22 protein-coding genes are annotated in these 26,812 nt (G+C 73.2%); 10 read left to right on the forward strand and 12 right to left on the reverse strand.

Annotated features, from left to right (window positions below):
- Positions 1-65: 65 nt before the first annotated feature.
- Positions 66-260, reverse strand: coding sequence for a hypothetical protein (locus AB0E83_RS20145; protein WP_362113261.1), 195 nt, complete (start codon positions 258-260; stop codon positions 66-68).
- A gap of 269 nt (positions 261-529) precedes the next feature.
- Here AB0E83_RS20145 and AB0E83_RS20150 point away from each other — a divergent pair, with 269 nt between their 5' ends.
- From AB0E83_RS20150 to AB0E83_RS20160, 3 genes are all read left to right on the forward strand, one after another.
- Positions 530-1,447 (forward strand): pirin family protein, encoded by a 918-nt coding sequence (locus tag AB0E83_RS20150; protein ID WP_362113264.1) that lies wholly within the window; start codon positions 530-532, stop codon positions 1,445-1,447.
- Positions 1,448-1,648: 201 nt separating this feature from the next.
- Positions 1,649-3,889 (forward strand): glycoside hydrolase family 9 protein, encoded by a 2,241-nt coding sequence (locus AB0E83_RS20155; protein ID WP_362113267.1) that lies wholly within the window; start codon positions 1,649-1,651, stop codon positions 3,887-3,889.
- Between the two features lie 77 nt (positions 3,890-3,966).
- Complete coding sequence (locus tag AB0E83_RS20160; protein ID WP_362113270.1) at positions 3,967-4,869, forward strand: Rieske (2Fe-2S) protein; 903 nt, start codon at positions 3,967-3,969, stop codon at positions 4,867-4,869.
- A gap of 12 nt (positions 4,870-4,881) precedes the next feature.
- On the opposite strand, the gene AB0E83_RS20165 is transcribed toward AB0E83_RS20160, so the two are convergent.
- The 3 genes from AB0E83_RS20165 to AB0E83_RS20175 all read right to left on the reverse strand — a co-directional run bounded on the left by AB0E83_RS20165 (position 4,882) and on the right by AB0E83_RS20175 (position 6,740).
- Positions 4,882-5,259, reverse strand: a complete 378-nt coding sequence (locus tag AB0E83_RS20165; protein WP_362113273.1) for a BlaI/MecI/CopY family transcriptional regulator — start codon at positions 5,257-5,259, stop codon at positions 4,882-4,884.
- A gap of 89 nt (positions 5,260-5,348) precedes the next feature.
- Positions 5,349-5,567, reverse strand: a complete 219-nt coding sequence (locus AB0E83_RS20170; RefSeq protein WP_362113276.1) for a heavy-metal-associated domain-containing protein — start codon at positions 5,565-5,567, stop codon at positions 5,349-5,351.
- 234 nt (positions 5,568-5,801) lie between these two features.
- Positions 5,802-6,740, reverse strand: coding sequence for a cytosine permease (locus AB0E83_RS20175; RefSeq protein WP_362113279.1), 939 nt, complete (start codon positions 6,738-6,740; stop codon positions 5,802-5,804).
- A gap of 575 nt (positions 6,741-7,315) precedes the next feature.
- On the opposite strand from AB0E83_RS20175, the gene AB0E83_RS20180 reads away from it, so the two are divergent.
- The 3 genes from AB0E83_RS20180 to AB0E83_RS20190 are packed head-to-tail and all read left to right on the forward strand — an operon-like array spanning position 7,316 to position 10,919.
- A complete protein-coding gene (locus tag AB0E83_RS20180; protein WP_362113282.1) occupies positions 7,316-8,725 on the forward strand; it encodes a family 2B encapsulin nanocompartment shell protein in 1,410 nt (469 codons plus the stop codon).
- Positions 8,726-8,781: 56 nt separating this feature from the next.
- On the forward strand, positions 8,782-10,014 hold the full coding sequence (locus AB0E83_RS20185; RefSeq protein WP_362113285.1) for a family 2 encapsulin nanocompartment cargo protein terpene cyclase: 1,233 nt from the start codon (positions 8,782-8,784) through the stop codon (positions 10,012-10,014).
- Positions 10,015-10,040: 26 nt separating this feature from the next.
- Positions 10,041-10,919, forward strand: a complete 879-nt coding sequence (locus AB0E83_RS20190) for a geranyl diphosphate 2-C-methyltransferase (RefSeq protein WP_362113288.1) — start codon at positions 10,041-10,043, stop codon at positions 10,917-10,919.
- Between the two features lie 55 nt (positions 10,920-10,974).
- Here the strand turns inward: AB0E83_RS20190 and AB0E83_RS20195 are convergent, their stop codons facing one another.
- Entirely contained in the window at positions 10,975-11,880 is a 906-nt protein-coding gene (locus AB0E83_RS20195; RefSeq protein ID WP_362113291.1) for a glycerophosphodiester phosphodiesterase family protein, read from the reverse strand.
- A gap of 237 nt (positions 11,881-12,117) precedes the next feature.
- Here AB0E83_RS20195 and AB0E83_RS20200 point away from each other — a divergent pair, with 237 nt between their 5' ends.
- Together AB0E83_RS20200 and AB0E83_RS20205 are read left to right on the forward strand one after the other, a co-directional pair.
- Positions 12,118-12,768, forward strand: coding sequence for a helix-turn-helix domain-containing protein (locus AB0E83_RS20200; RefSeq protein WP_362113294.1), 651 nt, complete (start codon positions 12,118-12,120; stop codon positions 12,766-12,768).
- A 118-nt stretch (positions 12,769-12,886) separates the two neighbouring features.
- Entirely contained in the window at positions 12,887-13,357 is a 471-nt protein-coding gene (locus AB0E83_RS20205) for a hypothetical protein (RefSeq protein ID WP_362113297.1), read from the forward strand.
- Positions 13,358-13,420: 63 nt separating this feature from the next.
- Here the strand turns inward: AB0E83_RS20205 and AB0E83_RS20210 are convergent, their stop codons facing one another.
- From AB0E83_RS20210 to AB0E83_RS20225, 4 genes are all read right to left on the reverse strand, one after another.
- The gene (locus AB0E83_RS20210; RefSeq protein ID WP_362113300.1) at positions 13,421-14,863 is read right to left on the reverse strand and encodes a GH1 family beta-glucosidase; all 1,443 of its coding nucleotides are present in this window, start codon (positions 14,861-14,863) and stop codon (positions 13,421-13,423) included.
- A gap of 130 nt (positions 14,864-14,993) precedes the next feature.
- Positions 14,994-15,908: a carbohydrate ABC transporter permease gene (locus AB0E83_RS20215; RefSeq protein ID WP_362113303.1), complete on the reverse strand. Its 915-nt coding sequence runs from the start codon at positions 15,906-15,908 to the stop codon at positions 14,994-14,996.
- 3 nt (positions 15,909-15,911) lie between these two features.
- A complete protein-coding gene (locus tag AB0E83_RS20220; RefSeq protein ID WP_362113306.1) occupies positions 15,912-16,922 on the reverse strand; it encodes a sugar ABC transporter permease in 1,011 nt (336 codons plus the stop codon).
- Positions 16,923-17,013: 91 nt separating this feature from the next.
- On the reverse strand, positions 17,014-18,351 hold the full coding sequence (locus AB0E83_RS20225) for an extracellular solute-binding protein (protein WP_362113309.1): 1,338 nt from the start codon (positions 18,349-18,351) through the stop codon (positions 17,014-17,016).
- 394 nt (positions 18,352-18,745) lie between these two features.
- On the opposite strand from AB0E83_RS20225, the gene AB0E83_RS20230 reads away from it, so the two are divergent.
- Positions 18,746-19,792, forward strand: a complete 1,047-nt coding sequence (locus AB0E83_RS20230; protein ID WP_362113312.1) for a LacI family DNA-binding transcriptional regulator — start codon at positions 18,746-18,748, stop codon at positions 19,790-19,792.
- A 174-nt stretch (positions 19,793-19,966) separates the two neighbouring features.
- Here AB0E83_RS20230 and AB0E83_RS20235 read toward each other — a convergent pair whose 3' ends face one another.
- The 3 genes from AB0E83_RS20235 to AB0E83_RS20245 form a co-directional block, all read right to left on the reverse strand.
- Positions 19,967-21,703 carry a glycoside hydrolase family 6 protein gene (locus tag AB0E83_RS20235; protein WP_362113315.1) on the reverse strand — a complete coding sequence of 579 codons (1,737 nt, stop codon included), beginning with the start codon at positions 21,701-21,703 and terminating at the stop codon, positions 19,967-19,969.
- A 17-nt stretch (positions 21,704-21,720) separates the two neighbouring features.
- On the reverse strand, positions 21,721-23,259 hold the full coding sequence (locus AB0E83_RS20240; RefSeq protein WP_362113318.1) for a cellulase family glycosylhydrolase: 1,539 nt from the start codon (positions 23,257-23,259) through the stop codon (positions 21,721-21,723).
- 200 nt (positions 23,260-23,459) lie between these two features.
- Positions 23,460-23,597 carry a hypothetical protein gene (locus AB0E83_RS20245; protein WP_362113321.1) on the reverse strand — a complete coding sequence of 46 codons (138 nt, stop codon included), beginning with the start codon at positions 23,595-23,597 and terminating at the stop codon, positions 23,460-23,462.
- A gap of 61 nt (positions 23,598-23,658) precedes the next feature.
- Between AB0E83_RS20245 and AB0E83_RS20250 the strand changes: the two genes are divergently transcribed.
- Positions 23,659-26,574, forward strand: coding sequence for a glycoside hydrolase family 48 protein (locus tag AB0E83_RS20250; RefSeq protein WP_362113324.1), 2,916 nt, complete (start codon positions 23,659-23,661; stop codon positions 26,572-26,574).
- The last annotated feature ends 238 nt before the right edge of the window (positions 26,575-26,812 follow it).

Raw genomic sequence — 26,812 nt, forward strand, 5'->3', positions numbered from 1 at the left:
GCCCCGAGACGCGGGGCCGCGCGGCGTACCGGCTTCACCCGATCGCGCTCCGCCCGCCCGGCCGCTCAGTGGGCCGCCGCGCCGAACTCGGCGTGCTGCGTGCGGAGCGCGAAATCGTTCTCGTCCGGCGGTCTGCCGAGGAAGAGGCGGCGCGCCTCGGACCTGGCCTCCCGCATCAGCGTCCTGAACTCCTCGTCCGTGAGCCCGCGTCGGCGGCCGGCACCCGGGTCGTCCGTCCCGCGCTGGAGGTGTCCGCGCATCGTCCTCACCGTCCTTCCGTCCCGGTGACGGGTGTTCCTCTCTTCCGCGCCTACCCGCCGTCCGCCGGAACAGCCGTCGTCCGGCGGCGGAACGCCCGCGCCGCCCGCCCGGACCGGCGTCGGGCGCCCCGGCCGCCGCGAGGGCGGGGAGGCCGCTTCCTCCCGGCCTCCCGTCGGGGATCATGGACTTGCGGCGCGGCTCCCCGTCCCCCACAATGGTTGAATCTGAAACTAAAAGTTTCGCCGCCGAACCAGGGGAGGGGTCGCAGATGGACGACACGAAGGTCGAGGTCCTCACGCCGCGGGACGTCCCGCTGGGCGGCCCGCGCGCCATGACCGTGCGCCGCACGCTGCCGCAGCGGTCCCGCACCCTCATCGGCGCCTGGTGCTTCGCCGACCACTACGGCCCCGACCCGGTCGCCGAGTCCGGCGGCATGGACGTCGCGCCCCACCCCCACATCGGGCTCCAGACCGTGAGCTGGCTCTTCAGCGGGGAGATCGAGCACCGCGACAGCCTCGGCAGCCACGCCCTCGTGCGCCCCGGCGAGATCAACCTCATGACCGGCGGCCACGGCATCGCCCACTCCGAGGTCTCCACCCCCGGCACCACCGTCCTGCACGGCGTCCAGCTCTGGGTCGCGCTCCCCGGGGCCCACCGCGACACCCCGCGCGACTTCACCCACCACGCCCCCCGCCCCGTCCGCGTCGACGGCGCCGAACTCCGCGTCTTCCTCGGCACCCTGGCCGGCGACACCTCCCCGGTCCCCACCTTCACCCCCCTCCTCGGCGCCGAGGTCCTCCTCGACCCCGGCGCCGCCGTCACCCTCGCCGTGGACCCGGAGTTCGAGCACGGCCTCCTCGTCGACGAGGGCGACGTGACCCTCGACGGCATCCTCCTCCGCCCCGCCGAACTCGGCTACGCCGCCCCCGGCCGCGCCGCGCTCACCCTCGCCAACACCTCGGACCGGCGGGCCCGCGCGGTCCTCCTCGGCGGCCCGCCCTTCGAGGAGGAGATCATCATGTGGTGGAACTTCATCGCCCGCACCGACGACGAGATCCGGCGGGCGCGCGAGGAGTGGGCCGCGGCCTCCGACCGCTTCGGCGAGGTGGCGGGGTACCCCGGCGACCGCCTCCCGGCCCCCGAACTCCCCACCACCCCCCTCAAGCCCCGCCGCAACCCCCGTTGAACCGCCCCGACCCGCGCTGAACCGTCCCGGCCTGCGCCGAACCGCCCCGACCCGCGCCGCACCGGCCCCGGCCCCCCGCCGGGCCGGCGGAACCCGGCGCGGTCCGGGGCGTTGACGTCACCGCGCTCCGGCCACAAGGATGTGCACCGCCCCTTTGGGAGCGCTCCCACTCATGGCCCGTCCCTCACCGAGGAGCCAGACGTGAACAGACGCAGAACCGCCCTGTTGTCCCTGACGGCCCTGCTGGCGGCGGGGCTGACCGCGGTGCCCGCCGGTCCGGCGGGGGCGGACGAGGTCGAACGGATCAGGAACGGCGGCTTCGACGCCGGCACCGCGTCCTGGTGGACGAGCGGCGTCACCGCCGGCCCGGCCGACGGCGGGCTCTGCGCCGACGTGCCCGGCGGCACCGAGAACCGCTGGGACGCCGCGGTCGGCCAGAACGACCTGACGCTCGTGAAGGGCGAGTCGTACCGCATCGCCTTCCGCGCCACCGGCACCCCCGCCGGCCACTCCGTCCGCGCCGTCGTCGGCCTCCAGGTCGCCCCCTACGACGCCTACCACGAGGTCGTCCCGCAGCTGAGCGTCTCCGGCGACACCTACACGTACACCTTCGCCTCCCCGGTCGACACCGCCCAGGGCCAGGTCGCCTTCCAGCTCGGCGGGTCCGCCGAGCCCTGGCGGTTCTGCCTCGACGACGTCTCCCTCCTCGGCGGGGTGCCGCCGGAGAAGTACGAGCCCGACACCGGGCCCCGCGTCCGCGTCAACCAGGTCGCCTACCTGCCCCGGGGCCCCAAGAACGCCACCCTCGTCACCGACGCCACCGAGCCCCTGCCCTGGCAGCTGAAGGACGCGAAGGGCACCGTCGTCGCCCGGGGGCGGAGCCTCCCGAGGGGGCTGGACGCCTCCTCCGGCCAGAACGTCCACTCGATCGACTTCGGCGCCCACCGCGGGACCGGCACCGGCCTCACCCTCACCGCCGACGGCGAGACCAGCCGCCCCTTCGACATCGGCACCGCGGCCTACGAGCGGCTCGGCCTGGACGCGGTGAAGTTCTACTACACCCAGCGCAGCGGCACGCCGATCCGCGACGACCTGCGCCCCGGCTACGGCCGCCCGGCCGGGCACGCCGGCGCCGCCCCCAACCAGGGCGACGGCGACGTCCCCTGCCAGCCCGGCGTCTGCGACTACGCCCTCGACGTCACCGGCGGCTGGTACGACGCCGGCGACCACGGCAAGTACGTCGTCAACGGCGGCATCTCCGTCTGGCAGCTCCTCGCCACCCACGAGCGCGCGCGGAACGCCCGCACCGGGCACCCCGGGCGGCTGGGCGACGGCACGCTGGACCTCCCCGAGAGCGGCAACGGCGTCCCCGACGTCCTCGACGAGGCCCGCTGGGAGCTGGAGTTCCTGCTCAAGATGCAGGTCCCGGACGGGAAGCCGCTCGCCGGCATGGCCCACCACAAGATCCACGACGAGCAGTGGACCGGCCTTCCGCTGCTGCCCTCCGACGACCCGCAGAAGCGCGAACTGCACCCGCCGACCACCGCCGCGACCCTCAACCTCGCCGCGACCGCGGCCCAGGCCGCCCGTCTCTACCGGCCCCACGACCGGGAGTTCGCCGCCACCGCGCTCGCCGCGGCCCGCAGGGCCTGGGCCGCCGCCCTCGCCCATCCCGACGTCCTCGCCTCCGAGAGCGACGGCGTCGGCGGCGGCGCATACGCCGACCGGGACCTCAGTGACGAGTTCTACTGGGCGGCCGCCGAGCTCTACCTCACCACGGGCGAACGGCGGTTCCGCGACCACGTCCTGAACTCCCCGGTGCACACCGCCGACATCTTCGGCCCCGTCGCCTTCGACTGGGCCCGCACGGCCGTCCCCGCCCGCCTCGACCTCGCCACCGTCCCCAGCCGGCTCCCCGGCCGCGACGGGGTCCGCGCCTCCGTCCGCGCCGGCGCCGACCGCTACCTGGCCACCCTGAAGGCCCACCCCTACGGCATGCCGTACGCCCCCGAGGGCCAGCGGTACGACTGGGGCTCCACCCACCAGATCCTGAACAACGCCGTCGTCCTGGCCACCGCCCACGACCTCACCGGCGCCGCGAAGTACCGCGACGGCGCCGTCCAGGCCATGGACTACGTCCTGGGCCGCAACGCCCTGAACATCTCCTACGTCACCGGCTACGGCGAGGTCAGCGCGCAGAACCAGCACAGCCGCTGGTACGCCCGCCAGCTCGACCCGAACCTTCCGCACCCGCCCGCCGGCTCGCTCTCCGGCGGCCCGAACTCCTCCCTTCAGGACCCCCTCGCCCAGGCCAAGCTCCAGGGCTGCACCGGCCAGTTCTGCTACATCGACGACATCCAGTCCTGGTCCACCAACGAGCTCACCATCAACTGGAACTCCGCCCTGGCCTGGATGGCCTCCTTCGTGGCCGACCAGGAGTGAGGGGGCGGCCCCGGGGCACCGGGAGGCCGGACCGGCTCCGTCCGTTTCGGCCGCCGCCGACCGGTTAGACGCGCGGCATGAAGACCTTCCCGCGTGTCCTGGGGCCGGCCCTCCCCTCCGCCGAGGGCCCCGGCCTCGTCCTGAGGGCGATGGACCGGCTGGAGAACTCCCCGCGGGCCGACGGCCTCGCCGACGCCCTGCGGGGGACCGTGCGGAGCCTGCCGCTCGGCGCCGCGCGCGACGTGCTGCACGGACGGTGGCTGGGGCACCCCCTGCACCCCGTGCTCGTGCAGTTCCCGATCGGCGCGTGGCTGTCGGCGGCCGTGCTCGACCTCGTCCCCGGCGGGCAGCGCGCGGCCCGGCTGCTCGTCGGCGCCGGGCTCGCGGGGGCGGGGCCGGCGGCCGTCGCCGGCTGGGTCGACTGGGCCGAGACCCGGCGGCCGCAGCAGCGGGTGGGGCTGGTGCACGCCGCCGCCAACATCACGGGCGTGGTCTGTTACGCCGCCTCCCTCACGGCCCGGTGCCGCGGCCGCCACGCGCGCGGCCGGCTCTGGGGCTTCGGCGGCCTCACCGCCGTCGCGGCGGGCGGCGCCCTCGGCGGGCACCTCGCCTACCGGCAGGCCGCCGGGGCCAACCACGCCGAGCAGGTCCCCGCCCTCGTCCCGCCCGGCTGGTACCCGGTGGCGACCCTGGCCGAGCTCCCGCCCGGCCGGCCGCGCCGCGGACACGTCGGCGAGGTGCCCGTGGTGATCGTCCGCACGGACGGGGACGCGGTCCGGGTCCTCGCGGAGCGGTGCAGCCACCTGGCCGGCCCGCTGGCCGACGGCGAGGTCGTCGACGGCTGCCTCGTCTGCCCCTGGCACGGCAGCACCTTCCGCCTCGACGACGGCTGGAACGTCACCGGCCCGGCCACCGCCCCGCAGCCCGCCTTCGACACCCGCACCGTCGACGGCCGCGTGGAGGCCCGCCTCCGCGCCTAGAGGGCCCGGTCGTCAGGTGGTCGGCCGGCCGGCCCGCCGTTCCGCCTCGTGCAGCGCGGTGCGCAGCGCGGCGAGCCCGGCGGCGTCGAGCCGCTCCACGAAGCGGGCCAGGGTGGCCGCGCGGTCCTCGCCGGCGCCGAGGGCGTCCTCCATGAGGGCGGCGGCGTACGCCTCGCGGGTGGCGGCGGCCCGGTAGAGCCAGATCCGCCCCTCGCGGGTGCGGGTGAGGTGGCCCTTGTGGAAGAGGATGCCGGTCACCGTGGTGACGGTGGTGTAGGCGAGGGCGCGGTGGCGGTTGAGGTCGTCGACGACCTCGCGGACGGTGGCGGGGCGCCGCCACCGCCAGAAGCGGTCCATGATCTCCGCTTCCAGCTCCCCGAGCCGACGCATGCGTCCCCGCCCTCTTCGTCCCGTCCCGGTCCCGGCCCCGCCGCCGGCCTCATGCTAGTCGGGCCGGTCGCGGCGGCGGGGCGGGCGGTTCAGGCGCGGCCGAGGTAGTCGTAGCCGGCGTCCTCGACGGTCTCGGCGACCACCGCGTCGTCGAGCGGCGCGGAGCTGTTGACCGTGACGAGGCCGGTGGAGATCTCGACGTGGACGGTGTCGACCGCGTCGAGCTCCCGCAGGGCGCCGCTCACGATCGCCTTGCAGTGGCCGCTCGCGACGCCGGCGACCCGGTAGGTGGTGGAGTGCGCGGACATGGGAACCTCCGTGGGCGACCGTGAACCCGAACCGAAGACCTGTGATACCCCAGGGGGGTATCTGGTCCGGCTTCTTGTATACCCCGGCCCGCAGGATGTCCGCAAGGGATCACCCGCCCGGATCTCCTACCCCATGGGGGTATGCCCACCTGGGGTGACGGCCCGGTTCCTGCCGGGCCGCGGGACCGCCGGGCCCGCCCGGCGCGCCGCCGGCCGGGCCGCGGCCCGCCGTCTTCAGTCGTCCGCCGCCGCGGCCCCCGCCCGCAGGGTCAGCACCGCGTGCAGCCCGCCGGCGACCACCAGCCCCACGAGCCATCCGAAGTCGTCGAGCGGCGCGAGGAAGGGGGGCGGCGGATCGTCCGGGCCCGCCGACAGGGCGTCCCCCGACGAGCCGCCCACGGCCGGCACCCCGCCCACCAGGAAGGCGGTGACGGCCCGCCAGTTCCAGCCGCCCGCGTACCAGTACGGCCCGCCGGCCCGGTACAGCGCGGCCGGACGCAGCCGGCCCCGGCGCACCACCCGGTACTCCACGACGAGGATGCCGGCCACGGTGCCGAAGAAGCCCTCGGCCATGTCCGCCCAGACCAGCACCTCGTAGTCGCCGTTGCTCCGCGCCCACCACACCACCGCCGACCCCGTCAGCGCCGCGAGCACCGCCGCGCCCCGGAACCGGAGCAGGGACGGGAGGGTGCTCGACAGGTCGTACGCGGCCGACACCAGGTTCAGGCCGAGGTTGCCGCAGAGCGTGGCGACGATCAGCATCGCCGCGGCGAGGACGGTGCCGCCCGGCAGGCCGTCCGGGGCGTGCCGGGTGAGCGTGCCGGAGGTGCCGTCCGTCCCGTACGAGGACCGCGACATCAGCGACATCGTGTACAGCAGGGTCCCGGTCGGCAGGAACGGGAGCAGCAGCCCGACGCCCCGGTGCGGCCCGGAGCGCCCTCCGGCGGCGGTCCGGCGGGAGCCGCCCAGGTGCACCAGGTCGGGCACGCTCAGCCCGACCGCGGCGAACAGGGCCGTCGCGGAGGCCAGGGCCGGTCCGGCCCCCCCGCCCGCGTACGGGCCCGGCCCTCCCTCCGCGCGCGGGCCCGGTGATCCGCCCGCGCGCGGATCGGGTGCCCCGCCCGCGTGCGGATCCGGCGTCCCGGCCGCGTGCGGGTTCGGCGGCGCGCTCACCGCGCGCCCCGCCCAGCGCCCCCGGCGCCCTCGTGCCCGCGGGCATGCCGTCCCACCACGCGTCCCCCCGTATCCCTGTGACCGCCCCGATCGAGCGCCCTCCATCGTTCCGCAACTCCCTTGATGTAAAAGGAAGTTGTGGAAGCGGGCGGGGATCCGGCCGAGGTCCTCCGGAGGCCCCCGGTCCTCGGACGGGCCCCCGTTGACGCCGCCGGTTGACTTGTGTGACGGCAGGGGCGTGCTGTCAAGAAGGGGTGACCGGGCACAACGTGGCCGGAATGCGTGCCGTCCGATCGGGGCGCCGTCCCGTCCCGGAGCCCCCACCGGCCCGTATGCCGCCGCACCCCCGGAGGCCGTGGCGGAAAGCCGCTGGGGGGGACGGCAAACCAGGGCCGAAACAAGATCACTGAATCGAGGTAATGGCCCTCGTCTCCCAGGGCACGCCGTGCTGACGGACCGTTACTGTTCCCCGGGTCTGGACGGATGGCCAGACCGCCTCCCTCCATTCCCCTCCTCGACGGGTCCGGCGTGCCGCCGTGCCCGGTCACCACCCTCGCTAAGGAGAGCCCGGTCCGATGACCGTCGACACCAGCCCGGAAGCCCAGGCGGCGCCCCCGCAGCAGTCCCTCAGCACCGACGCCGCGCGGAACCTCGCCTCGACCACCAAGTCCGCCCCGCAGATGCAGGAGATCACCTCCCGCTGGCTGCTGCGGATGCTCCCCTGGGTGGAGACCAAGGGCGGCGCCTACCGGGTCAACCGCCGGCTCAGCTACACCGTCGGCGACGGGCGCGTGGAGTTCGTCCAGGACGGCGCCACCGTCCGCGTCATCCCCCGCGAGCTCGGCGAACTCGCCCTGCTGCGCGGCTTCGAGGACGAGGACGTGCTCACCGCGCTCGCCGGCCGCTGCGTCCAGCGCGACTTCTCCGCCGGCGACGTCATCGTCAGCCGCGGCAACGCCGCCGGAGAGATCCACCTCCTCGCCCACGGCCGCATCGCCCAGACCTCCGAGGGCCCCTACGGCGACGACATCACCATCGCCGTCCTCGGCGACGGCGACCGCTTCGGCGAGAACGCCCTCCTCGACGCCGACGCCACCTGGGACTACACGGCCACCGCCGAGACCTCCGGCACCCTGCTCACCCTCTCCCGCGCCGACTTCGCCGCGGTGATGGCCGGCTCCCCGGCCCTCCAGGCCCACATCGACACGTTCAGCAGCCTCCCCGAGCAGGCGCAGAACAAGCACGGCGAGGCCGAGATCGCCATGTCCGCCGGCCACGTCGGCGAGGCCGTCCTCCCCGGCGCCTTCGTGGACTACGAGCTCAAGCCGCGCGAGTACGAGCTCTCCGTCGCGCAGACCGTCCTCAAGATCCACACCCGCGTCGCCGACCTCTACAACGGCCCGCACAACCAGACGGAGGAGCAGCTCCGCCTGACCATCGAGGCCCTGCGCGAGCGCCAGGAGCACGAGCTCGTCAACAACCGCGAGTTCGGCCTCCTGCACAACGCCGACTTCAAGCAGCGCATCCAGACCCACTCCGGCCCGCCCACCCCGGACGACATGGACGAGCTGCTCTCCCGCCGCCGGGGCACCAAGCTCTTCCTCGCCCACCCGCGCACCATCGCCGCCATCGGACGCGAGTTCAACGCCCGCGGCCTCTACCCGGACCACGTCGACCTCGGCGGCCAGTCCGTCCCCGCCTGGCGCGGCGTCCCGATCCTGCCCTGCAACAAGATCCCGATCACCAAGGAGCAGACCAGCTCCATCATCGCCATGCGCACCGGCGAGGAGAACCAGGGCGTCATCGGCCTGCGCCAGACCGGCATCCCGGAGGAGTACGAGCCCGGCCTGTCCGTCCGCTTCATGGGCATCAGCGAGCAGGCGATCATGTCGTACCTCGTCACCACCTACTACTCCGCCGCCGTCCTCGTCCCCGACGCCCTCGGCGTGATGGAGAACGTGCAGATCGCCCGCCGCCGCGACTGACCTCCCCGCCCGTCCCGGACCCGGGACACCCCACCCCACGCAGCAAGGAGCCACGGATGCCCGACCCCGGGTCCTCCCCCCTGCCGGCGAGCCTCCCCGCCGCGGCGGCCCGCCTCGGGGCCGACGTCCTCGACCGGGCCCGCACCGGCCCGGCCGCCGAGGCCCCGGCCCCCGAGGCCGCACCGCGCTGGATCCCCGGCGGACCCAGCGGGCTCGGCACGGCCAGCGTCTCGTTCGCCCGTCCGGCACCGGTCCCGGTGCCGGACGCGGCACCCGCCCCGGAGCCGCCCGCCGCCGCCCCGGCGGCGGAGGGCCGGCCCATCCCGGGCCTCTACTTCCACCCCGTCCCCGACCCCGACCCCGCCCGGGTGGACGAGGTCAGCCGCCGGATCAAGGACTGGGCCGTCGACGAGGTCCAGCTCTACCCGGAGGAATGGGAAGGCCAGTTCGACGGCTTCTCCGTCGGGCGCTACATGGTGGCCTGTCACCCCGACGCCCCGACCGTCGACCACGTCATGCTCGCCACCCGGCTCATGGTCGCGGAGAACGCCGTCGACGACTGCTACTGCGAGGACCACGGCGGCTCGCCGATCGGCCTCGGCGGCCGCCTCCTCATGGCGCACACCGCCCTCGACCACCTCCACACCACCCCGGAGTACGCCCCGGCGTGGGCGGAATCGCTCGGCTCGGACGCCCCGCGCCGCGCCTACCGCTCCGCCATGGACTACTTCGTCCGCGCCGCCTCCCCCTCCCAGGCCGACCGCTACCGGCACGACATGGCCCGGCTCCACATGGGCTACCTCGCCGAGGCCGCCTGGGCCGAGACCGGCCACATGCCCGAGGTGTGGGAGTACCTGGCCATGCGCCAGTTCAACAACTTCCGCCCCTGCCCCACCATCACCGACACCGTCGGCGGCTACGAACTCCCGGCGGACCTCCACGCCCGGCCGGAGACGCAGCGGGTCATCGCCCTCGCGGGCAACGCGACCACCATCGTCAACGACCTGTACTCCTACACCAAGGAGCTCTCCAGCCCCGGCGTCCACCTCAACCTGCCGGTGGTGCTCGCGGAGCGCGAGAAGCTCTCCGAACGCGACGCCTACCTCAAGGCGATCGAGGTCCACAACGACCTCATGCACGCCTTCGAGGCCGCCGCCGCCGAACTGGCCGCCGCCTTCCCCGTCCCCACCGTGCTGCGCTTCCTCAAGGGCGTCGCCACCTGGGTCGACGGCAACCACTACTGGCACCAGACCAACACGTTCCGCTACAGCCTGCCCGACTTCTGGTAGGCCCGACTTCCGAAATGGATTCCTCTGTGACCACCGAGCTGACCCCCACCGACGCCGCCACGATCATCCCCGGCCCCGCCACCCCGTACCAGGGCGACATCGCCCGCTACTGGAACGCCGAGGCCCGGCCCGTGAACCTGCGCCTCGGTGATGTGGACGGCCTCTACCACCACCACTACGGCATCGGCGCCGTCGACCACGCCTCCCTCGGCACCCCCGAGGACAGCGAGTACGAGAAGAAGCTGATCGCCGAGCTGCACCGGCTGGAGTCCGCCCAGACCGAGGTCCTCCTCGACCACCTCGGCCCGATCACCGCCGCCGACACCCTCGTCGACGCCGGCTGCGGCCGCGGCGGATCGAGCGTCATGGCCCACCAGCGCTTCGGCTGCAAGGTCGAGGGCGTCACCCTCTCCTCCACCCAGGCCGACTTCGGCAACAAGCGCGCCCGCGAGCTGGGCATCGACAGCCACGTCCGCGCCCAGGTCTGCAACATGCTCGACACCCCGTTCGAGAAGGGGTCCATCGCGGCCTCCTGGAACAACGAGTCCAGCATGTACGTCGACCTCGACGACCTGATGGCCGAGCACTCCCGCTTCCTCAAGGTCGGCGGCCGCTACGTCACCATCACCGGCTGCTGGAACCCCAAGTACGGCCAGCCCTCCAAGTGGGTCTCCCAGATCAACGCCCACTTCGAGTGCAACATCCACTCCCGCCGCGAGTACCTCAAGGCGATGGCCGACAACCGCCTGGTGCCCCAGGCCGTGATCGACCTGACCCCCGACACGCTGCCCTACTGGGAGCTGCGCGCCACCTCGTCGCTGGTCACCGGCATCGAGGAGGCGTTCATCGAGTCGTACAAGGACGGCTCGTTCCAGTACGTGCTGATCGCCGCCGACCGCGTCTGATCCCCTGCGCGGCCGGTCCACGGGCCGGGTCCGTCCTCCGGGACGGGCCCGGCCCTCAGCGCGCCCCGGCCCGGGCCGCGTTCCACCCCACCAGCTCCGCCGGACGGTCGGTGATCACCCCGTCCACGCCGAGCCCGGCCAGCGCCCGCCAGCGCGCCGGATCGTCCACGATCCACACGTTCACCGCCACGCCCGCCGCGCGCAGCTCCGCCACCGCCCCCGGCCGGGCCGACAGCGCCGCGTCCGAGACGTTGTACGCGGCCAGCCCCAGCTCCCGGGCCACCGCCACCGGATCCGCGTCGAGCCGGTCCCGCAGCAGCGCCCGCGGCAGCTCCGGCGCCAGCTCCCGCACGTACCGCAGCGACGCCGGGTCGAAGCTCTGCACCACCACCCGGTCCGTCATCCGCTGCTCCCGCACGTCCCGGACGATCCGCGCCACCTCCGCCCGGGAGTGCGGCCCCTTGACCTCCAGGAGCAGCCGCCCGCCCCGCGTCCGCAGGTCCGCCAGCTGCGCCGCCAGCGTCGGCACCCGGGCGCCCGCGAAGGCCGGGGCGAACCAGGAACCGGCGTCCAGCGCGTCCAGCCGCGCCGAGGTCAGCGACCGCACCGCGCCCGAACCGTCGGTCGTCCGGTCCACCGTCGCGTCGTGCACCACGTACGGCACCCCGTCCCGGCTCGGCCGGACGTCGTTCTCGATCCACTCCACTCCGGCCCGGCGCGCCACCTCGCCCGCGACCAGCGTGTTCTCCGGCGCCGCCGCCGACGCGCCGCGATGGGCGATCACCGTCAGGGTCCTCGCGGCGGGGGCCGGGGCGGGGGCCGCGGACGGGGCGGCGGGCGCGGCGGTCGCGGCCGGGGCGGTGGCGGGCGGAGCGGCGGGAGCGGGGGCCGCGACGAGCAGGGCCGCGGCCAGCGCCGCGCCGGAGACCGCGGCGCGCCGGCGGAGTCGTACGGAAGTCACGGCGGGACAGCCTACCTCCGCCCCCGGAGGCCCGGCCGCGACGCACCGGCGCCGAACCATTCGGCGATGTGTCCGGGTCTGCGGCATCGTGGGAGGGCGCCCGGGAGCCGCGCCATCGGGGGACGACGGCCGGGCGGAGAGGACAGGGGGACTCGACCCATGGACCACGGGACAAGCCCGAGAACCGGCGCCCTTCCGGAAGCGGCGGGAGCGGACCGGCCGGGACGCGGCCGGGGCGTGCTCGAAGGGGCCTTCGCCCTGCTCGACGCGCTGCGCCGGTGCGGCGACGAGGCGGGCGTCACCGAACTCGCCCTCGCCTGCGGGGTGCCCAAGGGCAGCGCCCACCGGCTGCTCGACCAGCTCGTCACCGTCGGCGCGGTGGAGCGGCGCGGCTCGCGCTACCGCGTCGGCCCGCAGCTCTACCGGCTCGGCCAGGCATGGGAGCCGCACCCCGGACTGCGGCTCGCCGCCCGGCTGCCGGTGCAGCGGCTGCGGGCCGCGACCGGCGCCAGCGTCGTCCTCGCCGTCCTGCGCGAGGACCAGGCCCTCGTCGTCGCCTCCGCCCCGGGCGAGCTGGAGCCGCTGGTGCCGGTGCGCGACGGCACCGCCTTCCGGCTCGACACCGCCGCCGGGTACGCGCTGCGCGGGCCCCTGAGGGGCGGGCCCGTCCTCGACCGCGAGGACGTGATGGACGGCGTCTGCTGCGCCGCCTTCCCGGTACGCGGCCGGGACGGGCGCGCGGTGGCCGCGCTCGCCGCCATGGTGCCGGCCGGGCGGCGGCTCGACGCGCTCGCCGGGGCCGTCGCCGAGGCCGGGGCCGCGCTCGGCCGCGCCCTGGCCCGGGGCGTCCCGCCCCGCGCCGTCCCGCCCGCCGCGCTCGCCCCCTGAGGGCGTTCCGTTCAGCGGAACGCGCGTAGAACGGGACGGGGGAGCGGCGGCACAGTAGGGGACGTGCCGGGGGAACGGCACGGAAGAGAACGAGACACACCTTCGGGGGAGACACACCATGCGCAAGAACCGGGTCGCACGCATCGCCGCCACCGCCCTCCTCGGCCTCGGCAGCCTCGGCGCCTTCGCCGGCACCGCCCACGCCGAGCCGATCGACTACGTGAAGATCGAGCTGTTCGAGCTGCACTGCCAGAAGCACAGCGAGGGCGACCACGACGAGGCCTACCTCAAGATCACCGACGCCAACGGCAACGCCGTCAAGGTCTGGCCGGGCAACGGCATCAGCTACCAGACGATGGGCGCCGGCTACGTCCGCTCCATGGCGGACGGCAACAGCAACGCCGCGCTCATCCTCGGCCGGGAGCAGGCCCGCACCCTGACCCTCTGGGACAAGGACACCTTCGGCGGCGACGACAAGCTCGGCTCCACCCTCGTCACCGGCAGCGAGGTCGGCGCCGAGACCCAGTGGCGCACCGTCGAGGGCTCCGGCGGCATCTACGTCATCGGCTACCGCGTCGTCGACATCTGACAGGTGCTCAAGAACCGCTGAGGGCCGTGCCGGTGATCCGGCACGGCCCTCGGCCGCGTCCGCTCAGACCGCGTCGGGCGCGTGCAGCTCGCCCGAGCGCGCCACCCGCGCGTACCAGCGGGCGCTGGTCTTCGGGGTGCGCCGCAGGGTGTCGTAGTCGACGTGGACCATGCCGAAGCGCTTCGCGTAGCCGTACGCCCACTCGAAGTTGTCCAGCAGGGACCACAGGAAGTAGCCGCGGACGTCGATGCCGTCGGCGATCGCCCGGTGCACCTCCGCCAGGTGGGCGTGCACGTAGGCGGTGCGCTCCGGGTCGTGCACCCCGCCGTCCTCGCCGACCACGTCCTCGTACGCGGCGCCGTTCTCGCTGATCACCAGCGGCAGGCCCGGGTACGCCTCCGAGGTCCGGCGCAGCAGGTCGTACAGGCCGGTCGGGTCGACCGGCCAGCCCATCGCCGTCCGCTCGCCGGGCGCGCGGTGGAAGGCGACCGAGTCGGCGCCCGGCCACGGCGAGTGGGCGCTGTCGCCGTGCCCGTCGTCCTGCGGCTTCTCCTCGCCCTCCGCGACGTGCGCCACCAGGGTGGGCGCGTAGTAGTTGATGGCGAGGAAGTCCAGCGGCTGGTGCGCCGCCGCCGTGTCGCCGTCGTGGACGAAGGACCAGTCGGTGAGGTGCCGGGTGTCGGCGATCAGGTCCTCGGGGTAGGCGCCCTCCAGCATCGGGCCGAGCCAGACCCGGTTGCCGACGGCGTCGATCCGGCGGGCCGCCTCCAGGTCCTCGGCGGAGGTGCTGCGCGCCCGCACCTCGTGCAGGTTGAGCGAGACCGCGATCTGACGGTCCGCCGGCAGGGCGGCGCGCAGCGCCTGGACGGCGAGGCCGTGGCCGAGGTTGAGGTGGTGGGCGGCGCGCAGCGAGGCGACCGGATCGGTCCGGCCGGGGGCGTGGACGCCGGAGCCGTAGCCGAGGAAGGCGCTGCACCAGGGCTCGTTGAGGGTCGTCCACCGCTTGACGCGGTCGCCGACGGCGTCGGCGACGATCCCCGCGTACTCGGCGAACCGCTCGGCCGTGGCGCGCTCGGGCCAGCCGCCCGCGTCCTCCAGCTCCTGCGGCAGGTCCCAGTGGTAGAGGGTGAGGGCCGGCTCGATGCCGGCGGCGAGCAGCTCGTCCACGAGGGCCCGGTAGAAGTCCAGGCCCTTCTGGACGGCCGGGCCCCGGCCGGTGGGCTGGACCCGGGACCAGGAGACGGAGAACCGGTAGGCGTTCAGGCCGAGTTCGGCCATCAGCGCGACGTCCTCGCGGAACCGGTGGTAGTGGTCGACGGCCACGTCCCCGGTGTGGCCCTCGAAGACCTTGCCGGGGGTGTGCGAGAAGGTGTCCCAGATGGAGGGGGTGCGGCCGTCCTCGCGGGCCGCCCCCTCGATCTGGTAGGCGGCGGTGGCCGCGCCCCAGAGGAAGTCGGAGGGGAACTGGCGGGCGGCGGTGAGCGGCCGGGTTTCGGACGCGGTCATAGGAGAGCGCTCCCAACGCGGGGTACGGGCCGGTCCGTTCGGGTCCGGCGACTGCGGCGGACCCGAACGGCCGGCGGGAAGGCGGTACGGAGAGAGGGGGAGGGGGCGGGCGGGCGGCCCGCCCGGCGGGTCAGCTCTTGACCGCGCCGGCGGTGATGCCGCCCACGATGTGCTTGCCCAGGAAGGCGAAGACCAGCAGCAGCGGCACGGTCGATATCAGCGCGCCGGTCAGCACGATCGCGTGGTCCACGGTGTGGTTGCCCGCGCCGAGTCCGGCGAGCGCGACCTGGAGGGTGGGGTTGCCGTCCGGGGTGAGCGCGATGAACGGCCAGAAGAAGTCGTTCCACGCCTGGACGAAGACGAGCATGCCGAGCACGGCCATCGCCGGGCGGGCGACCGGGAAGACGACGTGCCAGATGATCCGCAGGCTGTGCGCCCCGTCCATGCGGGCCGCCTCGACCAGCTCGACGGGGAGCGCCTCCAGCAGGAACTGGCGCATGAAGAAGACGCCGAAGGCCGCGACGAGCGAGGGGAGGACCACCGACTGGAGCTGGTCGAACCAGCCGAGGTCGGTGATGATCTGGTAGAGCGGGATGACGCTGAGCTGCGGCGGGATCGTCATGGTGGCGACCACCAGCGAGAGCAGCATGCCGCGTCCCTTGAAGGGCAGCTTGGCGAAGGCGAAGCCGGCGAGGGTGGAGAAGAGGACGGTGGAGGCGGCCACCAGGCCCGCCACGACCGTCGTGTTGATCAGGGCCTCGCCCATGTCGACCTGGTCCCAGGCGAAGCTGAGGTTGTCCAGGAGCCGGGAGCCCGGCAGCAGCGGGGCGGGGGCCTGGACCACGCGCTCGCCGGTGTGCGAGGCGGCGACCACGTTCCAGTACAGCGGGAAGAGCGAGACCACCGTGGCGATGACCAGCAGGACGTAGGTGAGCGGCCCGGCGTGGTGCTGCCGGCCGGCGGTCTGGCGGAAGCGGCGGCCCGCCGGGCGGGCGCCGGCCGTCTTCGGCTCGACGGGGGCGGTGGTGTCGAGGGTGCGGGCCATGGGTCAGTCCCCCAGCTTCTTGCGGTTGCGGCGGGAGAGCAGCGCCTGGATGCCGCCGATGAGCAGCAGGAGCGCCAGCATGACCCAGGCGATCGCCGAGGCGGAGCCCAGCGCGCCGGTGATCCATCCCTTTTCGTACATCAGGAGGCTCAGCGTCTGGAACTGGTGGCCGCTGCCGCCGCTGATGCCGACGCTGCCGCCGAAGAGCATGGGCTCGCCGAAGAGCTGGGTGGCGCCGATGGTGGAGACGATGATCGTGAAGAAGATCGTCGGCCGGATGGACGGGATGGTGACGCTGAGGAACTGGCGCCAGCGGGAGGCCCCGTCGAGGGAGGCGGCCTCGTAGAGGTCCTGCGGCACGGCCTGCATGGCGGCCAGGTAGATCAGCGCGTTGTAGCCGGTCCAGCGCCAGGTGACGATGACGGAGATGGCGATCTGCGCCGGCCACTTGTCGGTGTTCCAGTCGACCGGGTCGATGCCGACCCACCCCAGGATGCTGTTGATCATCCCGTAGTCGGTGTTGAACAGCTGGGCGAAGACCAGGGTCGCCGCCGCGATCGAGGTGGCGTACGGGGCGAGGACGGCGACCCGGAAGAAGCCGCGGCCGCGGAGCTTGTAGTTCAGCAGGTGGGCCAGGCCGAGGGCCATCAGCAGCTGCGGGACGGTGGAGATGACGCCGATGGTGAAGGTGTTGAGGAGCGCGTTCCAGAAGAACTCGCTGGTGGCGAGGTCGGTGTAGTTCTCCAGGCCCTTCCACTCGGGGGTGCCGCCGAGCTCGACCCGGTTGAGCGAGAGCCAGCCCGTGTAGAGCAGCGGGAAGAGGCCGAAGGCGGCGAAGGTGAGGAAGAAGGGGGCGATGAAGACGTACGGGATCGCCTTGACGTCCCAGCGGTAGAGGGTGCTGCGCCAGCCGCCCGGGCCGGAGCGGCGGCGCCGGCCGCGGGGGGCGGGCGGGGAGGGCGGTGCGGGGGGCGGCGGGGTGCCGTCCTGCGTCGCCCATACGGAGGTGGCCACGAGGGGCGTCCTTCCAGGTCGATGCGTGCGGTGGTGCGGACGGTGCCGGCCCGCCGCCGGCAGGGGGCGGCGGGCCGGCGCGCGGTCCCCGCTACTGGTCGATCTTGTCGGCGACCAGCTTCTTGACGTTCTCCCAGGCCTTGGCCGGGTCGGTGCCCCGCTGTTCGATGTCGAGGATGCCGTTGTCGGTGAGGAAGGTCTTCACCTGGCCGTCCCAGCGGCTGATCACGGCGGGCTTGATGCCGGCCGCCGCCGAGGAGAAGATCTTGCCGACCGGGGTGTCGCCGAAGTACGGCAGCTTGGCGTTCTGCACGGCGGGGGAGAGCAGGGTGTCCTTGGTGGACGGGATGTTGCCGTTCACCGCGAAGACCTTGGCGTGCTGCTCGGGGGCGGTCAGCCAGGCGGCGAGCTCGGCGGCCTCCTTGGCGTGCTTGCTCGCCTTGGGCACGGCGAGGAAGGAGCCGCCCCAGTTGCCGGCGACGGGCGGCGCGGCGATGTCCCACTTGCCCTGGTTGGCGGGGCCGGCCTGGTCCTTGATGATGCCGGTCATCCAGGACGGGCAGGCGACGGTGGCGAACTTGGAGTTCTTGAAGGCCGCGTTCCAGGTGCCCTTCTCGTCGAACTGGCGGAGCTTGGCGGTGAGTCCGCCCTGGGCCGCCTTGACGCCGAGCTCCCACGCCTTCCTCACGCCGGGGCTGTTCTCCCAGTCGAGCTTGCCGGAGGAGTCGGCGTACTGGACGGGGTCGCTGGAGAGCACCGCGTTGAAGAGGCCGCTCGCGGAGTCGTGGAAGGCGGTGCCGGCGGGGGCGTTCTTCTTGTACGTCTCGCCGACGGTGAGGAACTTGCCCCAGTCGCCGCTCCACAGCTTGGCGACCTCCTCGCGGGCGGTGGGCAGCTTGGCCTTGGCGAAGAGGTCCTTGTTGTAGCAGACGGCCATGGGGCCGATGTCGGTGCCGAGGGCGATGACCTTGCCGTCGCCGGTGGTGGCCTGCTTGACCTTCCAGTCCAGGTACTTGGAGGTGTCGGCGCCGCCCTCCTTGCTCAGGTCGACCCACTTGGAGGCCATGCTCTCGCCGGTGGCCTCGGCGATGTAGCCGACCTCGATCGCCTGGATGTCGGCGACGCCGCTGTTCTGGGCGAGGCGCAGCTTCAGGGTGTCCCAGTACTTCTGACCGTCGGAGACGTTCGACTCCTCGATCTTGATGTTCGGGTGGAGCCGCTCGTACTCGGCGTAGAGCTTCGCGCCGGTCTTGTTGTCGTAGCCGAAGGACCCGAAGGTGCCGACGCGCAGGGTGATCTTGCCGCCGTCCTTCCCCGCCTCGTCGTCCTTGTCGCTTCCGCAACCGGTGAGCAGGACCGTGCCGGTGACCACTGCGGCGACCGCCGCGGCGGCCGTACGGCGTCCGCGTCTGCTGCTGGAAGTGCGCATTCCACTCTCCTCGTCCAAGGTGGTGCTCGTTGTGCGCCAAGAGGTCCGGCCGGCTGCTCGCGGCTCGGCGGGTCCTGCCGTGACCTGATGCAGGCTGTTCCGCGTCCCCTGATGGGAGCGCTCCCACGTCGTTGCCGGAAGGTTGCCGCCGGGCGGGTGGGGGTGTCAAGACATGAACGCGGATTCGTTACCGGAAGGTGTTCGACGGGTTTCCGACCGCCGGGGGCCGGGTCTTCACGTCATCTCCTGAACGCGCGCGTGGCGCCGGGGGAGGGCGGTGCTCTAATGTGGGAGCGCTCCCATCCCGGTGTGGCCCCCCGAGGGCCCCTTCCTCCGGCGCGGCCGTTCCGCCTGCCGGAGGGCCCGTCCCGCCGCGGCCCTGGTGAGCGGCACGATGTCCGACGAGGGGAGCACGGCGAGCGTGAACGGACGGCAGAACAGCAGACCCACCCTGGAGCAGGTCGCGGCCCGCGCCGGGGTCGGCCGGGGCACGGTCTCCCGGGTCATCAACGGCTCCCCGCGGGTGAGCGAGCAGACCCGCGCCGCCGTGGCCCGGGCCGTCGCCGAACTCGGCTACGTGCCGAACCAGGCCGCCCGCGCGCTGGCCGGCAGCCGCACCGACGCCGTCGCCCTCGTCATCCCCGAGGCCGAGGGCCGGCTCTTCGCCGAGCCCTACTTCCTCGACCTCATCCGCGGCGTCAGCGCCGAACTCGCCGAGGCTGACAAGCAGTTGCTGCTCACCCTGGTCCGCACCGAACAGGAGCGCCAGCGCTTCGAGCAGTACCTCGCCGCGCAGCGCGTCGACGGCGTGCTGCTCTCCTCCGTCCACGGCGACGACCCGCTCCCCGACCGCATCCGCGAGCTCGGCATCCCGCTCGTCATGAACGGCCGCCGTTCCGAGGCCGAACCCGTCCCGTACGTCGACTCCGACAACGTCGGCGCCGGCCGCGCCGCCGTCGCCCACCTCGTGGGCCGCGGCAGGCGGCGCATCGCCACCGTCACCGGCCCGCTCGACATGTACGTGGCCAGGGCCCGGCTCGGCGGCTACCGCGCCGGCCTCGCGGAGGCGGGCCACGACCCCGACGAGGGCCTGGTCGCGGCCGGCGACTTCACCGAGGCCGGCGGCCGCGCGGCCATGCGCGAACTGCTGGAACGGCGGCCCGGACTGGACGCGGTCTTCGTCGCCTCGGACGTCATGGCCGCCGGCGCCCGGGCGGCACTGCGCGAGGCCGGCCGCCGGATCCCCGAGGACGTCGCGCTCGTGGGCGTCGACGACTCGCCGGTGGCCCGGCTGATGGACCCCCCGCTCACCAGCGTGCGCCAGCCCACGGAGGAGATGGGCCGCACGATGGCCCGCATGCTCCTCCGGGACATCGCGGGCTCCCCCGAGGACCCGCGCCGCGTCTTCCCGACCGAGCTGGTGGTCCGGGGCTCCTGCTGACCTCCGGGCCCCCTCACCGGCGCCCGTGCGCCGAGAAGGGCCCCTCCCCGCCGGCGGGGAGGGGAAAGGCGGAGGCCGGACGGGGTCTCCGGGCCCGTCCGGCCTCGTGCGCGTCCTCGTCGGGGGTGCCGTTCCGGTCCCGCCGAACCGGCGACGGCACCCCCTCGCGGGGTCCTACAGCGCGGGGTGCGCGTTCTTCATGAGCTCCTGGAACTGGGCCGAGAACCACTGGCCCGAGATCGGGGCGTCCGGGAGGGCGCCCGACATGCTGTTGCCGTTACGGGCGTTGCCCGTGTAGGTCGGGTCGCACATGCGGTCGAAGCCCTTGCCCTCGGTGTTCGGGATCTCCTTCGACGCGCCGTCGGACTCGCCCGGGGGCTTCATCCAGACGTACGCGTCGATGCCGGCGGCCGGGGCCGCCTGGGGACGCTCGCCGAGGCCCGCGCCGGCCTGGTTGCACCAGTTGCCGAGGTGGATGCGGCGGTCGTAGCGGCCGCCGTCGACGTAGGTGTTCACGTCGGTCGGCGCGCCCGGGCCGGTGGGCCGCTGGGTGCCGCCCCAGCCGTTGCGGGAGGTGTCGATCAGCATGCCGAGGTTGCTGTCGAAGCCGAGCGAGACCAGCTTGGCGCGCATGGCCTGCGCGTAGGACAGCTCGTCGGCGTACTGGTTCCAGTCGATCCACTTCGAGGTGCGCACGGAGGTGCCGTTCACACTGTCGGTGATCTTGAAGTTGTCCTCCTTCAGGGCGCTGTAGTTCGCCGTGTTCACGATGAAGCCGTGGACGTTGGCGACCGTGGAGCCCTCGGCGGTCGCGGCCGTCTTGAACAGCTCCGCGGACGGGCCGAAGTTGGAGTCCCAGCCGAGCCAGCCGTGGTGGCCGGCGTCGACGTAGTTGTAGACGTTGGGGATCGCGCCGAGCTTGTTGAGCGCGTAGCCGACGCCCTTGATGTAGTTGCCGTTCTCCTTCATGACGTTGCAGTTGGCGGTCTCGGTCGGACGGCCGGCCACGTTCGTCACGAGGTTGGGGAGGGAGTCGATCTCGACCGTGGTGACGATCCGCAGGCTCGCGTACTTCGGGTCGGCGAGGATCGCGGCGATCGGGTCGATGTACTGCGTCTTGTACTTGTCGATCTCCGTCGGGCCCAGCTCGCCGTTGGAGGCGAGCGCGGCACAGTCGCGGCCGGGCAGGTTGTAGATGACCAGCTGGACGACCAGCTCGCCGGAGCCCTTCTGCGTCAGGGCCTCGTCGAGGTGGGCGCGCAGGCCCCGGGCGCCGGGCGTGCCGTTGATGGCGGCGATGCGGTCCAGCCAGACGCCGGTGGGCTGCTGGGAGATCCGGCTGCCGCCCGGCTCGGCGGCGGCCTTGGCGCTCCAGTCGGGGTTGACGTACACCTTGGCCCCGGCGTACGGGTTGTCCGCCTTCGTGCCCGGGGTCGTCGGCGGGGTCGTCGGCGGCGTCGTGGGCGGCGTGGTCGGCGGGTCCGTCGGCTGCGTGGCGGTGTTGCAGGTGACGCCGTTCAGCTTGAACGTGGCCGGCACGGCGTTGGTGCCGCTGTAGGAGCCGTTGAAGCCGAAGGAGGTCGAACCTCCGGTCGCGAGCGCGCCGTTGTAGGACAGGCTCTTGGCGGTGACGGCGGCGCCGGACTGGGTGAGGGTGGCGTTCCAGCCCTGGGTGACCTGCTGGTTGCCCGCGTAGGTCCACTCCAGGGTCCACGAGGACACCGGGTCGCCGGTGTTGGTGACGACGACGTTGGCGCCGAAGCCGGTGTTCCACTGGTTGGTGATGCTGTAGTCGACCTTGCAGCCCGGGGTGGCTGCGCCGGCGGTGGCGCCGAAGACCGTGGCGGTGGCTCCGGTCGCGGTGATGAGGCCGAGGGCCGCCAGGAGGGCGGTACGGCTGGTGCGGCTCATGGGGGTGGGGGTTCCTTTCACGGGGTGAGGGCGCGCAGGTGGTCGCGCAGCCCGATGCCGAATGCGGTGGGCGTGCCGTCGTACGAACTGATCAGCGCGGGACCGGAGTCGCAGTTCCAGGTGTTCCAGGTCCAGCCCAGGTACGACAGGCCGCGGTCGTCGAACCACTTCATGACGCGGTCGATGAACGCGTGTCCGCAGGTGTTCTCGCCGATCTCGCCGGCCAGCAGGGGTACCTGGGCGGCTACCGGGGCGAGGGTGTCGTTCCAGCACGTCTCGGTGGAGCAGGTGTTGAAGTTGTAGACGTGCCAGGCGGCGGCCAGATTCGCCGCCGGGTCCGTGGGGCGGTACGTGAGCCACTGGCTCAGGTCGTTGGAGTACGCGAGGCCCGGGACGAGGACCAGGTTCTTCGCCCCCGTGGCGCGGACCGCGTCCACCAGGTCCTGCATGCCGGCGACCTCGTACCCGATGCCGGGACAGGTGCCGCCGTCGCGCCAGCAGGTCCACGCCTGGGTCGCGGTGGCGGTCGCCCGGTCCGGATAGGGCTCGTTGAAGAGGTCGAAGACGACCCGCTTGTCGTGCTTGAAGGTGTCGGCGACCGAGGTCCAGAACGCCGGGGTGTACCGGGCGTTCGGCATCGGCTTCTGACAGGAGGCGTGCACGTCGGCGCAGCCCGAGGAGTTCCCGGTGTACTGGCCGTGGCTCCAGTGCAGTTCGAGGACCGGCGTCATGCCGTGGGCGAGGACCTTGGTCACCAGGTCCTCGACGGCGCCGACGTAGTTCGCGCCCCGGTACTCGGGCTTGATGTTGTCCAGGCCGAGCCAGCACTCCTCGTTGAGGGGGATGCGGACCGTGTTGGCCTTCCAGCCGGCGATCGCCTCGACGGAGGCGTCGTCGACCGGACCGTCCCAGATGCCGTGGCCCTGGACGCACATGAACTCGCCGCCGGAACGGTTGACGCCGAGGAGCCGGCGGACCGCGCCGTTCTGGTCGGTGAACGCGTTCCCGGTGACGGAGAGTTCGGGCGCGCCGGAGACGGGGGCCGGCGGCGGAGAGGTGGGCGGGGTGGTGGGCGGTGTGGTCGGGGGAGTCGTGGGCGGGGTGGTCGGGGGAGTGGTGGGCGGAGTGGTCGGTCCGTCCGCGGCGCAGGGCACGCCGCCGAGCGTGAACGCGGTCGGGGCCGTGTTGGTCCCCGTCCACGAGGCGATGAAGCCCGTCGTCACCTTCGCGCCGGCGTCGAGCCGGGCGTTCCAGCTCTCGGCGGTCACGGTGACGGCGGCGCCGGACTGGGACCACGTGCCGCCCCAGCCCTGGCTGACCCGCTGGCCGTCGGGGAAGGAGAAGCCGAGGCTCCAGCCGTTCAGCGCGGTGCTGTTGTTCGTGACGGTGACGGCACCCTGGAAGCCTCCGGTCCACTGGTTGGTGACCGAGTACTCCACGGTGCAGACGGGTGCGGCCGCGGCTCCTGAGGCCGTACCCACGACGGCGAGCGCGGTGCTCGCCGCCATGACCGCCGCTCCTGCGAGCAGCGCGATGGGACGTGGGGGATGTCGCATGAGCGAGTCCTCACAGCGAGGGCACGCCTCCCGCGGCGCGCCGACTGGATGGAATCGCTCCCACTGGTCGGGCAGACCGTAGCGGCAACGGAGGCCAAGCAAAAGAGGAGTTGGGTAAATTCCTCGTCGCTTGCCTTCGACTCTTCACGCATCTTGACGTGGTTGCGTCACGCTTGCACAGTGGGAGCGCTCCCACTGGTTCAGGGCTTGTTCCCCATGCCCGCCCCCGCACCATCGAGCACCGCCTCCGCACCGCCGAGCACCGCCTCCGCACCGCCGAGCACCGCCTCCGCGCCGCCGAGCACCGCCTCCCGCGCCATCGAGCTCCGCCCCCGCACCGCCCGAACGGTCCGCTCTTCGCACCACCCGACCTCCCGAGCCGCGAGGAGATCCACCCGTATGCCACCGCTGAGAAGACGACGCCCCCACAGGCGCCTGACCGCCCTGACCGCCGTGCTCTCCCTCCCCCTCGGCCTGCTGGCCGCCGGGGCCGGCGCCGGCCCCGCGCAGGCCGCCGCCCTCCAGTGCAGCGTCGACTACAAGACGAACGACTGGGGTTCGGGCTTCACCGCCGAACTCACCCTGACCAACCGGGGCACCGCCGCCCTGAACGGCTGGACGCTCACCTACTCCTACGCCGGTGACCAGAAGCTCACCAACGGCTGGAGCGGCGTCTGGTCGCAGTCCGGCAAGAACGTGACCGTCACCAACGCCGGCTGGAACGGCACCGTCGCCGCCGGCGCCGCCGTCACGACCGGTGGCCAGTTCACGTACACCGGCACCAACGCCGCGCCCACGGACTTCGCCGTCAACGGCACCTCGTGCACCGGCGCCCACCAGCCGCCGGTCGCCGTCCTCACCAGCCCCGCCGCCGGCGCGGTCTACGCCCAGGGCGACGCCGTCCCGCTGGCCGCCACCGCCGCCGCGGCCGACGGCGCCACCGTCGACAAGGTCGAGTTCTACAGCGACACGACCCTCCTGGGCACCGACACCACCGCGCCGTTCACGTACAGCGCCGCCGGCCTCGCCACCGGCGCCCACTCGCTCTACGCCAAGGCGTACGACAGCCAGGGCGCCTCCGGCGAGTCCGCCCCGGTCGGCATCACGGTGGCCGCCGGGCCCGCGCTCGTCGCCACCCCCGGCCAGCTGGCCGTCCGCCAGGGCGCCACCGGCACCTTCGACCTCAAGCTGTCGAAGGCCCCGTCGGCGAACGTCACCGTCACCGTGGCCCGCGCCTCCGGCAACACCGACCTGACGGCCTCCCCGGCCACCCTCACCTTCACCCCGGCGAACTGGAACACCGCCCAGAAGGTGACCGTCACCGCCGGCTCCACCGGCACCGGCGTCGCCGTCTTCACCGCGACCGCCCCCGGCCACGCCAAGGCCGAGGTCCAGGTCACCCAGCTCGCCGCGGACTCCACGTACGACGCCCGCTTCCTCGACCTGTACGGGAAGATCACCAACCCGGCCAACGGCTACTTCTCGCCCGAGGGCATCCCGTACCACTCCGTCGAGACCCTGATCGTCGAGGCCCCCGACCACGGCCACGAGACGACCTCGGAGGCGTACAGCTACCTCATCTGGCTCCAGGCCATGTACGGCAAGATCACCGGCGACTGGACCAAGTTCAACGGCGCGTGGGACACCATGGAGAAGTACATGATCCCGACCCACGCGGATCAGCCGACGAACTCCTCCTACAACGCCTCGAAGCCGGCCACCTACGCCCCCGAGTGGGACCTCCCCTCGCAGTACCCGGCCCGCCTCGACTCCGGCGTCACCTCCGGCTCCGACCCGATCGCGGCCGAGCTGAAGAGCGCCTACGGCACCGACGACATCTACGGCATGCACTGGATCCAGGACGTCGACAACGTCTACGGCTTCGGCAACGAGCCCGGGAAGTGCTCCGCCGGACCGACGGCGACCGGCCCCTCGTACATCAACACCTTCCAGCGCGGCCCGCAGGAGTCCGTCTGGGAGACCGTCACCCACCCGACCTGCGACAACTTCTCCTACGGCGGGAAGAACGGCTACCTCGACATCTTCACCGGGGACGCCTCCTACGCCAAGCAGTGGAAGTACACCAACGCCCCCGACGCCGACGCCCGCGCCGTCCAGGCCGCCTACTGGGCCGACCTGTGGGCCAAGGAGCAGGGCAAGGGCTCCCAGGTCGCCGCGACCGTCGGCAAGGCCGCCAAGATGGGCGACTACCTGCGGTACGCCATGTTCGACAAGTACTTCAAGAAGATCGGGAACTGCGTCGGCCCGACCGCCTGCCCGGCCGGCACCGGCAAGGACAGCGCCCACTACCTGATGTCCTGGTACTACGCCTGGGGCGGCGCCGTCGACACCTCGGCCGGCTGGTCGTGGCGGATCGGCTCCAGCCACAACCACAGCGGCTACCAGAACCCCCTCGCCGCCTACGCCCTGAGCGAGTACGCCCCGCTCAAGCCCAAGTCGGCCACGGGACAGGCGGACTGGGCCACCAGCCTCGACCGGCAGCTGGAGTTCTACCGCTGGCTCCAGTCGAGCGAGGGCGCCATCGCGGGCGGCGCGACCAACAGCTGGCAGGGCCGCTACGCCATCCCGCCGGCCGGCACCCCGACCTTCTACGGCATGTACTACGACGAGAAGCCCGTCTACCACGACCCGGCGTCGAACCAGTGGTTCGGCTTCCAGGCCTGGTCGATGGAGCGGGTCGCCGAGTACTACCAGCAGACCGGGAACGCCGAGGCGAAGACCGTCCTCGACAAGTGGGTCTCCTGGGCGCTGTCCAAGACCACCGTCAACCCCGACGGCACCTTCCGCATCCCGTCCACCCTCCAGTGGTCCGGCGCGCCCGACACCTGGAACGCGGCGAACCCCGGCGCCAACAACGGCCTGCACGTCACCGTCGCCGACTACACGAACGACGTCGGCGTCGCCGCCGCCTACGCCAAGACCCTGACCTACTACGCGGCCAAGTCCGGCCACGCGGAGGCCAAGCGGGTCGCCAAGGCCCTCCTCGACGGCATGTGGGAGCACCACCAGGACCCGCTGGGCATCGCCGTGGAGGAGACCCGCGCCGACTACAACCGCTTCGACGACCCGGTGTACGTGCCGTCCGGCTGGACCGGCGTGATGCCGAACGGCGACGCGGTGAACAACGCCTCCACCTTCGCCTCGATCCGCTCCTTCTACCAGGACGACCCGGCCTGGCCGAAGATCGAGGCCTACCTGGCGGGCGGCGCCGCCCCCGTCTTCACCTACCACCGGTTCTGGGCCCAGGCGGACATCGCCCTGGCCATGGGCTCGTACGCGGAGCTGCTCGAATAACAGCCCGCCCCGCGAGAGCGCGCTCCGCGTACGACGAGGCCGGGCGGACCCCCCTGGGGGCCCGCCCGGCCTCCGGGCTTTCCGGGACGGTGATCCGTTGACGCCCCGGGGCTCCGCTCCTACGTTCTCGTTCGGGCATGCGGCTGTTGGTCGAAATGTCGAACGAGAGGGACCCGCGTGTCACTTCCCGAGCGCACCGCCCGCTTCGCCCGCGACCCCGACCTCACCGTCGGACCCG

The organism is Streptomyces sp. NPDC035033, from assembly GCF_040636735.1.
In the GTDB taxonomy this organism is placed as follows: domain Bacteria; phylum Actinomycetota; class Actinomycetes; order Streptomycetales; family Streptomycetaceae; genus Streptomyces.

Coding starts and splice junctions, on each gene's coding strand:
- AB0E83_RS20145 (WP_362113261.1), bottom strand. CDS start 260: ATGCGCGGACACCTCCAGCGCGGGACGGACGACCCGGGTGCCGGCCGC.
- AB0E83_RS20150 (WP_362113264.1), top strand. CDS start 530: ATGGACGACACGAAGGTCGAGGTCCTCACGCCGCGGGACGTCCCGCTG.
- AB0E83_RS20160 (WP_362113270.1), top strand. CDS start 3,967: ATGAAGACCTTCCCGCGTGTCCTGGGGCCGGCCCTCCCCTCCGCCGAG.
- AB0E83_RS20165 (WP_362113273.1), bottom strand. CDS start 5,259: ATGCGTCGGCTCGGGGAGCTGGAAGCGGAGATCATGGACCGCTTCTGG.
- AB0E83_RS20170 (WP_362113276.1), bottom strand. CDS start 5,567: ATGTCCGCGCACTCCACCACCTACCGGGTCGCCGGCGTCGCGAGCGGC.
- AB0E83_RS20180 (WP_362113282.1), top strand. CDS start 7,316: ATGACCGTCGACACCAGCCCGGAAGCCCAGGCGGCGCCCCCGCAGCAG.
- AB0E83_RS20185 (WP_362113285.1), top strand. CDS start 8,782: ATGCCCGACCCCGGGTCCTCCCCCCTGCCGGCGAGCCTCCCCGCCGCG.
- AB0E83_RS20205 (WP_362113297.1), top strand. CDS start 12,887: ATGCGCAAGAACCGGGTCGCACGCATCGCCGCCACCGCCCTCCTCGGC.
- AB0E83_RS20210 (WP_362113300.1), bottom strand. CDS start 14,863: ATGACCGCGTCCGAAACCCGGCCGCTCACCGCCGCCCGCCAGTTCCCC.
- AB0E83_RS20215 (WP_362113303.1), bottom strand. CDS start 15,908: ATGGCCCGCACCCTCGACACCACCGCCCCCGTCGAGCCGAAGACGGCC.
- AB0E83_RS20225 (WP_362113309.1), bottom strand. CDS start 18,351: ATGCGCACTTCCAGCAGCAGACGCGGACGCCGTACGGCCGCCGCGGCG.
- AB0E83_RS20230 (WP_362113312.1), top strand. CDS start 18,746: ATGTCCGACGAGGGGAGCACGGCGAGCGTGAACGGACGGCAGAACAGC.
- AB0E83_RS20235 (WP_362113315.1), bottom strand. CDS start 21,703: ATGAGCCGCACCAGCCGTACCGCCCTCCTGGCGGCCCTCGGCCTCATC.
- AB0E83_RS20240 (WP_362113318.1), bottom strand. CDS start 23,259: ATGCGACATCCCCCACGTCCCATCGCGCTGCTCGCAGGAGCGGCGGTC.
- AB0E83_RS20250 (WP_362113324.1), top strand. CDS start 23,659: ATGCCACCGCTGAGAAGACGACGCCCCCACAGGCGCCTGACCGCCCTG.